Consider the following 13081-nt stretch of genomic DNA (forward strand, 5'->3'; position numbering starts at 1 on the left):
GCCATGAATATCCGCAAGGGCCTCGCCGCCGTCGGCGCCGTGCTCGCCATGTCCACCTCCATCCTGAGTGTCGCCTCGCCGGCGGCGGCGGCCGAACGGGACGGAACCTGCGACAGCGGCGAGTTCTGCTACTACTACAACAGCAACCAGGCCGGCTCGGTCTCCGACTTCACCGACTCCCTGGACGACTACGGCACGACCCAACCGACCTGCTACGACTTCAAGGGCGCGGGTGCCGGCAAGGGCCTGTGCGTGAAGAACAACGCCGCGTCGGTGTGGAACCGTACCGGCAAGACCGTGCGGGTCTACTTCAACAGCAACTTCGCCGGTGCCACCCAGGACTTCGCGTCCGGGGCGAAGGGCAACCTCAACGCCACGCTGAAGAACAACAACGCCTCGCACGAGCTGCTGAGCGGACCGACGGGCTGTAGCACCGACGGCACCAACAGCAAAGTGCCGAGCACCATCCTCGTCTACCGGGTCAGTCTCGGCCGAGTCGATCGGGTCGACTTCAAGACGTACGTCAAGAACGTCCTCCCGAACGAGTGGATCACGAGTTGGCCGGCAGCCTCGCTGGACGCCGGTGCGATGGCCGTGAAGAGCTACGCCTGGTACTGGGCGCTGCACTCGACCCGCAAGACCTCCGGTGGCCAGTGCTACGACGTCCGGGACGACACGGGCGACCAGGTCTACCGGCCGTCGTCGGCGCAGACCTCGACGTCGGCGGCGGTGGACCGGACCTGGTCGACCCGGATGACCCGGAGCGGCAACATCCTGCGGGCGCACTACTGCGCGACCACCACCGCGTGCGGTGGCTGGGTGGACGGGGACTGGCTGTCGCAGTACGGCTCCCGTGATCTCGCCAACTCGGGCAGCAGCTACCAGGCGATCCTGCGCCACTACTACCGCGACGTGGTCATCTCCTGACGTCACGCGTCAACCGTGCCGCCCGCCGCACACCCGCGGCGGGCGGCACGCTCGTGGGAGCCCAGCGCGCGGGAGCCGTACGAGCTGCGTGGCCTGCGGGAGAGACGAAGCGCCCCGTCCGGCGTGGACGGGGCGCTTCGTCGGTTCAGCCGAGGTCTGTGCCGGGCACCGGTCCGGCCTCGTCGGCGCTCGACGCCGGGGCGGCCACCTCGATCCGGGGCGACCGGTCCGGCGGAAGATGAGCGCGGTCGGCGATCACCACCACGTCCACCTCCCCGTCGATCATCTTCTGCTCGACGGCCTCCCACGGCGCCCGCATGATCCCGTTCAGTCGGTAGTCATGCCGGCGGAGGTGGGTCAGACACGACGCGATGGCGTGCTCCGACGGCTCGATGTCGGCCGGTACCCAGATAACGGCTAGTTCCATGATCTCTCCTGATCAACGTCGTGGACGCGGGTGACAGATCAGGAGTTGCCGGGGCGGTGGGGGACCTCGCTCCACGGGCCGGCTGATGGCGTGGCTGTCGAAGGGGAGGACGGCACGCCCCCGGTGCAGCGGTGCGACGGGCGGCGGCCCGTAGGCCGCCGACGCCTTCTGGTCGAGCCCGCCGGCGCCGGCGCTGGCGCCGGCGGGTGCGGACACGAACGCCGGCACCAACGCCGGTCGCACCGGAAGGGGGCCGGCGGGAGGGGGTGGCGCCGACAGCGGTCGAGCGGTCATCGCCGTCGGCGTTCGAGTCGGCACGCGGCCGTCGACGGTGCCGGGGAGGCGGGCCCGGGACGCTCGCGCCGTCACCTGGGTCGGCGGCGGTGGCGACGGTGGCGCGGCCGCGCGTGCGGCCGGCGGGGCCGAGGCCGACGGAACGCGCGGCGGGGACGACTGTCGCGCACGGGGTCGTCGGGTTGGCGCGGCGGTGGAGGGTTCGACCGACAGCGCGCCGGTGACACTCGGCAGGGGCAGTGGGACGGCTGTCGGCACGGGCAGTGGGACGGCCGTCGGCACGGGTAGGGGGACGGCCGTCGGCAGGGACCGGCCGACGTCCAGCGGTGTCTCGACCACGTCGTGCAGCAGCGCCCCGACGATTCCCGATGCGGTGGCACCCTGTGCCGGTGCGCGGGTGGTCGGCGACGGTGCCGGTGACGGGGCGGCGTGCGCGGGCTCGGGGCCCAGGGCCGCGCCGAGAGCCGCCGCCCCCAGTGCTGCCGCTCCGAACGCCGCAGCGCCGAGCGTGGGCGGCGGCGGACACCGCTTCGGCCGCCTCACGCCGTCCCATCCATGCGCGGACTGTTGCCCCCGCGTAACTCGGGTTACACCTGTCGCGGGCCGATCCGCGGCCACCGCGCCGGTCCAGCTTCGCCGGGCGCGTGCGGCGCGCGGATCCCCGCTCCGCGCCCCTGTGGTACGCGGGGCAGGTGACCTGGACTGTGAGCGATAACAAGACCGTCGCGCGGTACACCCACAGCGTCGGAGCGGCACGGATCGTCGACCCGATCCCGTCCGGACGTCGACAGGTGGCAATGGGACACGCTCCGCGAACCGATTCGGCCGGGCGACTATGTGGCCGGCTCGTTACGTCTTGACGAACAGCATGTTATCGCTCACTCTCGATGCAGAGGTCGGCGGCGTCGGTGGCTCACCGGGCGAGTCCCGCGGTCGCGCCTCGAAGCACGGCGTCCCCGGGCAGCGGACGTCGTCTCAGGACTCGCGTGGTTGCCGGCGAGCGCCGGCCAGGCTGCGTGCGCTGGTGCGCAGTGCCCAGGATGATCGTTCCGGATTCCTCGGCTCACGCCGGCGCCTGTCGTCGGGACCAGTCCGTCCTGAGTGAAGTGGCACATCACCACCACCGATGCAACCACTGAGAAGGAACGACATGAGACCCAAGAAAGCTCTGCTGGCGACGGCGACCCTCGCGGTCGCGCTGACCGCGGGTATGACCATGGCGCTGGCGCCCATGGCCAGCGCCGGAACGACGTTGAAGGCCTCGGCGGCCGAGAAGGGCCGTTACTTCGGCGCCGCCGTCGCGACGGGCAAGCTCTCCAACAGCCAGTACGTCGGCATCCTCAACAGCGAGTTCAACCAGGTCACCCCCGAGAACGAGATGAAGTGGGACGCCACCGAGCCGTCCCAGGGTGCGTTCAACTACAGCGGTGGTGATCGTCTGGTCAGTCACGCGCAGGCCAATGGCATGAGGGTGCGGGGGCACGCGCTGTTGTGGCACGCCCAGCAGCCGGGGTGGGCGCAGGGCATGTCCGGCACCGCGCTGCGTAACGCCGCGATCAACCACGTCACCCAGGTCGCCACCCACTTCCGGGGCAAGATCTACGCCTGGGACGTGGTGAACGAGGCGTTCGCCGACGGCGGCAGCGGCGGGCGACGGGACTCCAACCTGCAACGCACCGGCAACGACTGGATCGAGGCGGCCTTCCGCGCCGCCCGCGCCGCCGACCCGGGCGCGAAGCTCTGCTACAACGACTACAACACCGACGGCATCAACGCGAAGTCGACAGGCATCTACAACATGGTGCGCGACTTCAAGTCCCGCGGCGTACCGATCGACTGCGTCGGCTTCCAGTCCCACCTCGGCACCACGTTGGCCAGTGACTACCAGGCCAACCTCCAGCGCTTCGCCGACCTCGGCGTCGACGTGCAGATCACCGAGCTGGACGTGATGACCGGCTCCAACCAGGCCAACATCTACGCCTCGGTCACCCGCGCCTGCCTGGCCGTCGCCCGCTGCGCCGGCATCACCACCTGGGGCGTGCGCGACAGCGACTCCTGGCGCGGTAGCGACAACGCGCTGCTGTTCGATGGTTCGGGCAACAAGAAGGCGGCGTACACCGCCGTCCTCAACGCTCTCAACGGGGGCAGCACCTCGCCCACCACGCCTCCGCCGGGCACCGGGGTGGACACCACCGCCTGGTACGTGTTGGTGAACCGCAACAGCGGCAAGGCGCTCGACGTGTACGAGCGGGCGACCACCGACGGCGCGCGGATCGACCAGTGGGCCCGCAACGACGGCGCGTGGCAGCAGTGGCAGTTCGTGGACTCCGGTGGCGGTTACTACCGACTGAAGTCCCGCAACTCCGGCAAGGTGCTGGATGTCTACAACTTCTCCACCGCCGACTCGGCGGCGATCGTGCAGTGGAGCGACGGCAACGGCACGAACCAGCAGTTCCGGCTGGCCGAGTCGTCCGGCGGCTACCTGCGCCTGATCAACCGCAACAGCGGCAAGGCCGTCGAGGTGCAGGGCGCGTCCACCGCCGACGGCGGGAACATCGTGCAGTATGCCGACTGGGGTGGCAACAACCAGCAGTGGCAACTGGTCCGGGTCGGGTAGCCACCCGACCCGCTGAACCGGCAGCGTGGTGGCGCGGACGCACCTCGTCCGCGCCACCGTCGCCGCTGGCCGCGACACCCCTCGGCACCCGACAGTTGAACCTCGTGCCTGCGCATCCACGCTTCGGACAGCGGATGGACAAGGGCAGCACTATTGGAGAGCATCTATTTCATGATTATCCGGTCCGCCACCCCGCCACCGACCACGGAGAACGCGCCGCCCGAGCCGGTCTCCGACGACCGGCCACCGGCCGATTGGGGTCGATGGCGCTGGGTCCGTAACGAATGGACCGTGGCGGTCCTGGCGAGCCTGCTGGTGGCGGTGGTGCTGACCTGGCCGACGCTGCGGCACCCGGCGAGCACGATCCCCGGTGACCTGGGCGACCCGCTGTTGCAGGCGTGGCAGGTCGCCTGGTCGGGGCACGCTCTGCTGAGCAGCCCGGCCGACCTCTGGAACTCCAACACGTTCTACCCCGAGAAGTACACGTACGCGTACAGCGACACCCTGCTCGGCTACGCCCCGATGGGAATGCTCGGCTCCGGCTTCACGGCCGCCGTGATCCACTACAACGTGCTGTACGTGCTGCTGCACGCCTTGGCGTCGCTCGGGGCGTACGCCCTGGCGCGGCAGCTCGGCGCCAACCGGTGGGGCGGTGCGGTCGCCGGGATCGCGTGGGCGTACGCGCCCTGGCGGTTGGCGCACTCCGGGCACCTGAACATCCTGTCCAGCGCGGGAATCGCGCTGTCGCTGGCCATGCTGGCCCGGGGTCACGGCTGGTCGTTGCGCCACGGGTACCGCCCGGAGCTGCGCCGGCCCGGTTGGGCGGTGGCCGGGTGGCTGGTCGCCGCCTGGCAGGTCTCCCTCGGCTTCGGCATCGGCCTGCCGCTGGTGTACTTCCTGCTGGCCGCGGTGCTGGTGGCGGCGGGTTGCTACGGCTGGTCCTGGTGGCGGCGGCGGGAGCGGCCGCCGTTCGGTCGGCGGCTGTTGCTCGCGGATCTGATCGGTGGGGGTGTGTTCGGCGCGGTGACGCTGCTGCTGGGCATGGTCTACCTGCGCGTCGTCGATCTCAACCCGCAGGCCGAGCGGACGCTGGACTGGACGAAGATGTTCTCGCCTCCGCTGATCGGGTTCGTCACCGCGCCCGCGGACTCGTGGTTGTGGGGCGAGCGGCACGCCGCCGCACGCGAACAGTTGTCCTGGCCGCCGGAGATGGCGCTGCTGCCGGGGATGATGCTGATCGGGTTGGCCGCGGCCGGGCTGTTCCTCTCGGCGTACCCGCTGCGGCACCGGGTCGCGCTGGGGCTCGGCGTGGTCGGCACGGTGCTGCTGGGTCTGGGCGCCACGCTCGGCGGTGATGGCGACCCCGGCTACCTGACACTGTCCACGCTCCTGCCGGGCTGGGACGCGTTGCGTACCCCCGGGCGGATGATGCACTGGACGAGCCTGCTGCTGGCGGTGCTGGCCGCCGGTGCGGTGACGGCGCTCGCCGAATCGCTGCGCGAGTCCTCGCCCCGCCAGTGGACGCGGATCCTCACGCCGCTGGTTCTGCTGGTGCCGTTGACCATGGTCACCCTGGAGGGCGTCAACCGGACACCCCACCCGGCCGTGCCGCAGCCGCCGGCCGCGATGCGGACGGTGCAGGACCCGATCCTGGTGCTGCCGGCCGGCGGCGTGGGCGATCTGACGTACATGTTGTGGACGACCGACGGGTTCCCCCGGGTGACCAACGGTCTGGGCGGCTTCGAACCGGTCAGCCAGGCGCAGACCCGGACCGCTGTGGCGTCGTTCCCCGACGCGGGCAGCGTGGCGTACCTGCGGGGGATTGGCGTGCGGTCGGTGGTGTTCGTGCCGAGCCGCGCCGCGGGGACGCCGTGGGACGGCATCGCGGCCCGGCCCATCGACGGGCTGGGCATCACCCGGGAGGATCTCGATGGCACGCTGGTCTACCACCTCTGACCGCGCGGACGCCGGGCCGGCCGGCGTCGGCGGCGGACACCCGGGCACGGGCGGAAAGGGGTGACGACAGTGCGACTGTCCGTCGTGGTGCCCTGCTTCAATGAGGAGGCGTCGGTGGAGCGGCTGCACGAGACCGTGTGCGCCGCCCTCGCCGAGCTGCCCGACGTGGACGTCGAGGTGGTGTACGTCGACGACGGCAGCGAGGACGGCACCCTCGCGGCGCTGCGCCGGCTCGCCGCCGCGGACCCCGCTGTCTGCTACACGTCGCTGAGCCGAAACTTCGGCAAGGAGGCGGCGATGCTCGCCGGGTTGCAGCGGGCCACCGGTGACGCGGTGGTCATCATGGACGCCGACCTGCAACATCCGCCGCGGCTGCTGCCCGAGATGGTGATGCTGTACCAGCAGGGCTTCGACCAGGTGATCGCCCGTCGGGACCGGCGCGGTGACCGGTTCGTGCGGATGGTCGCCTCGCGGTCCTTCTACCGGGTGATCAACTGGTGGATCGACGTGCGCCTACAGGACGGGGCGGGTGACTTCCGTCTGCTGTCCCGACTCGCGGTGGACGCGATCCTGGCGATGCCGGAATACAACCGCTTCTCCAAGGGACTGTTCTCCTGGATCGGCTTCCGGACGGCGGTGGTGGCCCACCCCAACGAGACCCGGCAGTCGGGTCGGAGCAGGTGGACGTTCGGCAAGCTCTTCAACTACGCGTTCGACGGCCTGCTGTCGTTCAACAACCGGCCACTGCGCCTGGCGATCTACGGGGGCCTGTTCCTCACGCTCATCGCGCTCGTCTACATGGCCTGGGTGGTCGCGGACGCCGTCGAGAAGGGCATCGACGTTCCCGGCTACACCACCATCATCGTCAGCGTGATCGGGCTCGGCGGCATCCAGATGACGATCCTGGGCGTGATCGGGGAGTACATCGGCCGGATCTACTACGAGACCAAGCGCCGACCGCACTACCTGGTGCAGGAGACGGAGCACCTGCGCGCGGAGACCGGCGACGGGCCACGGCTGCCGGTTCCGCCCGCGCCACGCTCGGCCGTACGCGGCCAACGGACGGTGCCGGCCCGGGAGGACTCCGTCGGCCGGGATCCGGCGCCCCGCCGGCGGGAGGTCCACGACCGCGACACCGGCTGACGGCGTGTGGCGCAGTGGGGTCGGTCAGCGACCGCAGGACCGGCACGCGCTGCGGGTGCGCAGGTGGTAGTCGCTGGACGCGGCGAGGAGGCCGAGCCCCAGGAGGCAGTACGCCGACATGGCCACCCAGAGGAACGCGTCGGAGAACTCGCTGGCCGACCCGGACGCCACCTGCGCCAGCCCCATGCCGAAATAGGCGACGATGGCCGCCCCGAGCCCGAAGCCCGGCACGAGCAGCAGCCGGCGAGGGATCGTACGCCCGGCGAGCAGTGGCACCCATCCCGGCCAGATTTCACCCCAGTGCCGCACCAGTGCCAGCGGTAACAGCACCCCGGCCAGCACCAGACCGATCTCCAACCCGATCACCGAGGCGTCCTGCGTGAGGCCGTCGAAGCCCACCACCGCCTGGGCCGCGAACCGGGTCACGAGGCCGGCCACCGCCACGTACGCGGCCCAGCGTGCCCACGGCGCGGGTGCCGAACGCCGCCGGCCGGGTGGGCCCGTCCGGCAGCAGTTGGGGCAGTCGCCCCGCGTGCGGCGCTGGTAGCGAGCGGTGGCCAACCCGAGCAGGGCCGCTCCGGTGACGCACCCGAGTCGGCTCGCGAAGGCCACCGGGTCGAAGGACGGGCCGGGGGCGAACAGCAGGAGACTCACCAGTTCCGGCAGCAGGATCGCGGCGGCCGCGACCAGTGCCCCGCCGAGCGCCCAGGCTGATCCCGCGAGCACCGGCCGCCAGGTCGCCGCCCGGTCCAGGGCCACCGCCGTCGCGCCTGCCGCCAGGCACAGCGCCACCGACCACCAGCCGGTGAAGCCGAGCAGATCGGACCCGAACGGGCCGAACTCCGGCGCCTCCCCGATCGTCCACGCCAGACGTATGCCGCCGTAGGCCACGGCCCAGGCGAGTACGGCGGAGGTCAGGTGGTTGCCGCTCCCGCGCGCGGTAGCTGTCGGTGTCGTCATGCCTCCGATCCTCGCGGGGCACCGCCGGGAGCGGTCCCCTCGTGTCGGGGAAGGCGCTCCCCGCCGCGAGGGACGAGCCCCGGCGACCGATCTTGATCCGCCGGCTGTTCGGTCGTACGCTCGGAGCATGGTTGAACATGTTCAAAATCTGGTGTCGGTCGAGGATCGACCGTGAAGATCGTCATTCCGGGCGGCACCGGCCAGGTGGGCGCGATCCTGGACCGGGCCTTGACCGCCCAGGGTCACGAGGTGGTGTTGTTGACCCGCTCGCCCAGTGGTGCGCGTCAGGTTCGCTGGGACGCCGTCACGCTCGGCGACTGGGCCCGGCAGGTCGACGGCAGCGATGTGGTCATCAATCTGGCCGGGCGCAGCGTGAGCTGTCGGTACACCCCGGAGAACCTCGACGCCATGATGCGTTCACGGGTGGAGTCGGCGCGCGTTGTCGGCGAGGCCATCGCCGCGGCCGAGCGGCCACCCAGGGTATGGATGCAGATGAGCACCGCGACCATCTACGCGCACCGCTTCGACGCCGCGAACGACGAGCGCGACGGCGTGCTCGGTGGCGGCGAACACGATGTGCCCGGGTACTGGTCGTACAGCGTCAAGATCGCCCAGAACTGGGAGGCCGCGCAGGAGCGGGCGGCGACTCCCCACACCCGTAAGGTCGCGCTGCGCTCGGCAATGGTGATGAGCCCCGACCGCGGTGGCGTGTTCGATGTGCTGAGCTGGCTCGCGCGGGTCGGGCTCGGTGGCCCGGTGGCGGGCGGTGGGCAGTACGTCTCGTGGATCCACGACCGGGACTTCGTCCGCGCGGTGTGCCTTCTGATCGACCGTGACGACCTCGCCGGGCCCGTGAACCTGGCCGCGCCCGGCGCGGTGCCGCAGCGGGAATTCATGCGGGCGCTGCGGTCGGCCTGGCGGATGCCGGTCGGCCTGCCGGCCACCAGGTTGATGGCGGAGGTCGGTGCGTTCGTGCTCCGGTCGGACACCGAACTGCTGTTGAAGAGCCGGCGCGTCGCCCCGGGCCGGCTCTCCGCCGCGGGCTTCACGTTCGATCATCCGTGCTGGCCCGACGCCGCAGTGGATCTGGCCCTGCGACGCCGGGACCTTGGCGGGCTCGGGCGTGGGGGAGCGCACGGTCGCGCACACCCCCACGCCCGGTCGCGCCGAGACTGACTCGCGGGAGCGGTCAGAGAGTGAACACGAGGGTCGAGATGCTGCGTGCGCCGACGGTGATGGTGGCCTGTCCTCCGTTCACGCTTGTCGGCTGGCTGGCCGCGTTGGCGTTCTGCGAGGTGAGGTAGTACTCGGCCTTGCTGACGTTCTGCGGCGCCTGGATCACGGCGTTGTTGACCGCGCTGTTCGACCGGTTGAGGATCACCAGCGTGATCTTGCCGTCGCCCTGGTAGGCGGTCACCTCCAGCGGCGAGGCCTTGGAACTCTTGGTCAGGGCCACCCGCTGATAGCCCGGCCGGACGTACTTCGCGTACTGCGAGAACGCGTACCCCCGCTTGAGTGGAGCGCCCGCCGTGGTGCCGTAGGCCGCCTCGCCGTCGCCGATGAAGGAGTAGTAACGCTTGCCGTACCACCAGATGTAGGCGCTCCAGTTCGCCTCCATCGACTTGTGCACCGTGCGCATGATGTCGTCGAGCGTCTCGTTCCAGACCGCCAGGTTGGCGGGGTTGCCCCAGATGTTGGAGCCGCTGCCGTCCGCCTCGTGGTAGTTCCACTCGGTCATCCACACCGGCTTGTTGTACTGGGCCGCCAGGGGGTACGGCGCCAGCCGACCCGCGGCCTCGGTGCCGTACAGGTGGCCGCCGATGTAGCCGATGTTGTTCCGGGCGGTCGCGTCGTTCAGGGTCGGATCGGTGTAGCTGTAGTTCATGTTGACCGCTTCGGCGACCATCAGCTTGCTGTTCTGCACCTTCGTGCCCTGATCACGGACGAAGGTGCGCAGCTCGGTGCCGCTCCAGTCCATCGAGTCGTAGTCGGGGTGCCAGTCCGGCTCGTTCTGCACCGACGTGACGTCGATGGTGACGCCCTGGCCGCGCATGTACTGGACGTAGCTGTTCAGATGGTTCGCATAGTCGTCGTAGTAGTCGGTCTTCAACTTGCCGCCGTTGGTGCGGCTGTTGTTGGTCTTCCACGCCGCCGGCGCCGTCCACGGTGAGGCGAGGATCTTCACGCCGGACCCGTACGACTTCGCCGTCTTCAACGAGTTCACGTGGGTCGACCATTCGCTGGACACCGGTGAGAGGCCGGTGCGCACGATGGACAGCCCGAGCTGGTTGGGGCCCAGCCCGACCAGGGTCTGGGTGTCGGTCGTCGACCAGGCGCTGCCCCAGATGGACTGCGCGGCCCCGAAGCCGTCGATCGTCTGGTACCGGGTGGCGCTGTTCACCGTGATGTCCGCCGGCCCGGTGGGTGGCGGGGTGGTGGGTGGCGGTGTGGTCGGCGGCGGTGTCGTCGGGGGCGGCGAGGTAGGCGGTGGTGTGGTCGGCGTCGTGCCGCCGGTGCAGGTCACACCGTTGAGCGCGAAGCTCGACGGATCGGGGTTGCTGCCGGTCCACGAGCCGTTGAACCCGAACGACGTCGTGCCGTTGGTGGGGATGGCCCCGTTGTAACTGACGTTCTTGGCGGTGACCGCGGCGCCGCTCTGGGTCAGAGTCGTGTTCCACGCTTGCGTGACCGTCTGGCCTGCGCTGTAGGACCAGGTCAGCGTCCAACCGTTGACCGCATCACCGAGATTGGTGATGGTGACGTTCGCGCCGAAGCCGCCCTCCCACTGCGACGACACGGCGTAGTTCACCGCACAGCCGGCGGCTGCGGCACCGGCCGGCGCCGCCAGGGCGACAGCTGTCGATGCCAGTAGGACGGCGCCGGCCGAAACCAGTGCGGCATTTGTGACTCTTCGTTTTCTCATGAGCCTTCTCCTGCAGGGGGTGGTGGCGGCGACGGATCCGGTGGATCGGTCGTTCGCAGAGCGTCAGGCGGTACCTCGTGAGGTGCTCGGGAGCGCTCCCAAGCATGGCGGCGGGCGTTCTCGGGAATTCGCCTGTCCAGTTCAGCCCCGCGTGGCAACCCTCGACATCACCCGCCGATCGCCGGCCCTCGCGTCGCGCGGACGGGCGCGGAGGGAACACCGGGGAACGCCGGTGCGTCGGCCGGGATGTCGGCACCAGGTCGGGTCTCGCGCCACCGGTCGCGAATGCGCGAGCGGCGGCGGGACCGCATTGGTGCGGCGAACGGGTCCAGCGGGACTGTGGCACCCTCCTCCGTCGGCCGGTTCCGGGAGCGGGCCGGCCGCGCTGCTCATTCGCGGGCTCGCGGGTGAGTGCCGCACAGCGAGCGTGCGAAACAGTTTCTTGTTGCCAGGAATTTATTTCTTCAAGTGGTGCCTGTCAATGCGTCAGGCGTACGCGAGGAGGAAGTCGACGGTCCCGGTGCCGCCGGGCTGGCCGGGGGCGACGGGCAGGCCGGGTTCGCTGTTCAGGACGTAGAAACCGCCGCTGCCGATCAGTCGGGGCGTCACGGCCATCATCTGCGCCGCCATTGTCGCTCCGGTCGGCCGCACCACGCTGTCGAGCAGGAGCCGGAAGAGGTTCGCGTTCAGGTTCGCGACGTGGAGCACCCGGTACGAGCGGGGAGCGGCAGCGCCGGTGCTCGTCAGGCCCCAGATCGGCACGATCTGGTTGCGCCACCGCGACGGGTCGTTCGTGATCGTTCTGTCGTGGGTGTTCAGCTGGGTCTGGATGCCCGAGTGGATCCCGGTCAGGTGGATGTGCAGCTGGTCCTGCGTACGGATCGTCGGGTCGGCCGAGTTGATGCCCAGCCCGATGTGGGGATAGACGACGTGTCCCGGCTGGCCCGGCTGGGCGTTGTCCCACGCGTCGAGCCAGTAGTTCGGTGCGCTGGCGGTGGTGATGAACGGGCACTCGATGCCGCGGATCCGACAACTGGGGACCAGCAGGAAGTCGTGGTTCGACCCGGATCCTCCATTGAGGATCACGTAGGTCGGGGTGGTGCTCAGGCACTGAGGGAATGGAGGGCCGGTCCTGGTGCCCTCGCAGACCTGCACCCGGTCCCAGAGGTCGAACCTGCCTCCGGTGTCGCCGGGGTAGCCACAGAGGGGTGAGGGCGTGGGGCAGGGGGCGCCACCGGGCTCCGGCGGGGACGGTTCGGGGCCCTGGCCCCCGTCGGCCAGCGCCCGGTCCGCGCCGATGATGCCCAGGAGCCCCGTGGCGCCGGCCGTCCCGGAGATCCGGACGAACTGACGCCTGGCCATACCACCCATCTTCATCCTCCGTGGCTGCTCAGAACGGGTGCCGTCAGGTGTCATCGCGCTGCGGATCGGTGTCGACGACCGGCCGATGTGAGTCATGAACGTGTTGAGATTAGGACGAACCGGTCAATGACCCGGGTGGCGGCACGGCTGGTCCCCTGATCGTGTCGGGCTGCGCCGGGGCGCTGACCCGGGCCGGCCCGACAAGCGTCTGCAAAAAACCTGCAAACGCTAACCCTTGCCCAGAGGGAAACCGCTTTCCTACGATTGCGTTACATCGATGTTTCATCTCGAACTGGGCGGGTGCGCATCGGGATGCGCTTCCGGCGACGTGCCGTTTGGCCAGCGGCTTCGCCGCGCACGCCAGGGCGATGACATTCTCGGCGACGAGCAGTCGATTGATTGCCGTCAATGCACAGTGATCGACTGAAATCGCGTACCCGTGGAGGGTCGACGCGTCGATCGCCGCTGCCGT

At 70.1% G+C, this 13081-nt stretch carries 10 protein-coding genes; 6 read left to right on the forward strand and 4 right to left on the reverse strand.

What is annotated here, in order from left to right:
* Positions 1-3: 3 nt before the first annotated feature.
* Positions 4-927, forward strand: coding sequence for a SpoIID/LytB domain-containing protein (locus B0E54_RS01070; protein WP_234581172.1), 924 nt, complete (start codon positions 4-6; stop codon positions 925-927).
* A gap of 145 nt (positions 928-1072) precedes the next feature.
* On the opposite strand, the gene B0E54_RS01075 is transcribed toward B0E54_RS01070, so the two are convergent.
* The gene (locus B0E54_RS01075; RefSeq protein ID WP_234581173.1) at positions 1073-1354 is read right to left on the reverse strand and encodes a hypothetical protein; all 282 of its coding nucleotides are present in this window, start codon (positions 1352-1354) and stop codon (positions 1073-1075) included.
* 1444 nt (positions 1355-2798) lie between these two features.
* Between B0E54_RS01075 and B0E54_RS01080 the strand changes: the two genes are divergently transcribed.
* From B0E54_RS01080 to B0E54_RS01090, 3 genes are all read left to right on the forward strand, one after another.
* Entirely contained in the window at positions 2799-4265 is a 1467-nt protein-coding gene (locus B0E54_RS01080) for an endo-1,4-beta-xylanase (RefSeq protein ID WP_234581174.1), read from the forward strand.
* Positions 4266-4436: 171 nt separating this feature from the next.
* On the forward strand, positions 4437-6221 hold the full coding sequence (locus B0E54_RS01085) for a hypothetical protein (protein WP_234581175.1): 1785 nt from the start codon (positions 4437-4439) through the stop codon (positions 6219-6221).
* Positions 6222-6281: 60 nt separating this feature from the next.
* Entirely contained in the window at positions 6282-7364 is a 1083-nt protein-coding gene (locus B0E54_RS01090) for a glycosyltransferase family 2 protein (RefSeq protein WP_234581176.1), read from the forward strand.
* Between the two features lie 24 nt (positions 7365-7388).
* On the opposite strand, the gene B0E54_RS01095 is transcribed toward B0E54_RS01090, so the two are convergent.
* A complete protein-coding gene (locus tag B0E54_RS01095) occupies positions 7389-8324 on the reverse strand; it encodes a hypothetical protein (protein WP_234581177.1) in 936 nt (311 codons plus the stop codon).
* A 171-nt stretch (positions 8325-8495) separates the two neighbouring features.
* On the opposite strand from B0E54_RS01095, the gene B0E54_RS32675 reads away from it, so the two are divergent.
* Positions 8496-9500: a DUF1731 domain-containing protein gene (locus tag B0E54_RS32675; protein WP_234581179.1), complete on the forward strand. Its 1005-nt coding sequence runs from the start codon at positions 8496-8498 to the stop codon at positions 9498-9500.
* A 13-nt stretch (positions 9501-9513) separates the two neighbouring features.
* Here B0E54_RS32675 and B0E54_RS01105 read toward each other — a convergent pair whose 3' ends face one another.
* The gene (locus B0E54_RS01105; RefSeq protein WP_234581180.1) at positions 9514-11247 is read right to left on the reverse strand and encodes a cellulose binding domain-containing protein; all 1734 of its coding nucleotides are present in this window, start codon (positions 11245-11247) and stop codon (positions 9514-9516) included.
* Positions 11248-11733: 486 nt separating this feature from the next.
* Positions 11734-12609 carry a CDP-diacylglycerol diphosphatase gene (locus tag B0E54_RS01110; protein WP_234581181.1) on the reverse strand — a complete coding sequence of 292 codons (876 nt, stop codon included), beginning with the start codon at positions 12607-12609 and terminating at the stop codon, positions 11734-11736.
* A 277-nt stretch (positions 12610-12886) separates the two neighbouring features.
* Between B0E54_RS01110 and B0E54_RS01115 the strand changes: the two genes are divergently transcribed.
* Complete coding sequence (locus tag B0E54_RS01115; RefSeq protein WP_234581182.1) at positions 12887-13036, forward strand: hypothetical protein; 150 nt, start codon at positions 12887-12889, stop codon at positions 13034-13036.
* The last annotated feature ends 45 nt before the right edge of the window (positions 13037-13081 follow it).

Source organism: Micromonospora sp. MH99 (assembly GCF_021442385.1).
Taxonomy (GTDB): Bacteria; Actinomycetota; Actinomycetes; order Mycobacteriales; family Micromonosporaceae; genus Micromonospora.

Coding starts and splice junctions, on each gene's coding strand:
- B0E54_RS01080 (WP_234581174.1), top strand. CDS start 2,799: ATGAGACCCAAGAAAGCTCTGCTGGCGACGGCGACCCTCGCGGTCGCG.
- B0E54_RS01085 (WP_234581175.1), top strand. CDS start 4,437: ATGATTATCCGGTCCGCCACCCCGCCACCGACCACGGAGAACGCGCCG.
- B0E54_RS01075 (WP_234581173.1), bottom strand. CDS start 1,354: ATGGAACTAGCCGTTATCTGGGTACCGGCCGACATCGAGCCGTCGGAG.
- B0E54_RS01070 (WP_234581172.1), top strand. CDS start 4: ATGAATATCCGCAAGGGCCTCGCCGCCGTCGGCGCCGTGCTCGCCATG.
- B0E54_RS01115 (WP_234581182.1), top strand. CDS start 12,887: ATGTTTCATCTCGAACTGGGCGGGTGCGCATCGGGATGCGCTTCCGGC.
- B0E54_RS01105 (WP_234581180.1), bottom strand. CDS start 11,247: ATGAGAAAACGAAGAGTCACAAATGCCGCACTGGTTTCGGCCGGCGCC.
- B0E54_RS01095 (WP_234581177.1), bottom strand. CDS start 8,324: ATGACGACACCGACAGCTACCGCGCGCGGGAGCGGCAACCACCTGACC.
- B0E54_RS01110 (WP_234581181.1), bottom strand. CDS start 12,609: ATGGCCAGGCGTCAGTTCGTCCGGATCTCCGGGACGGCCGGCGCCACG.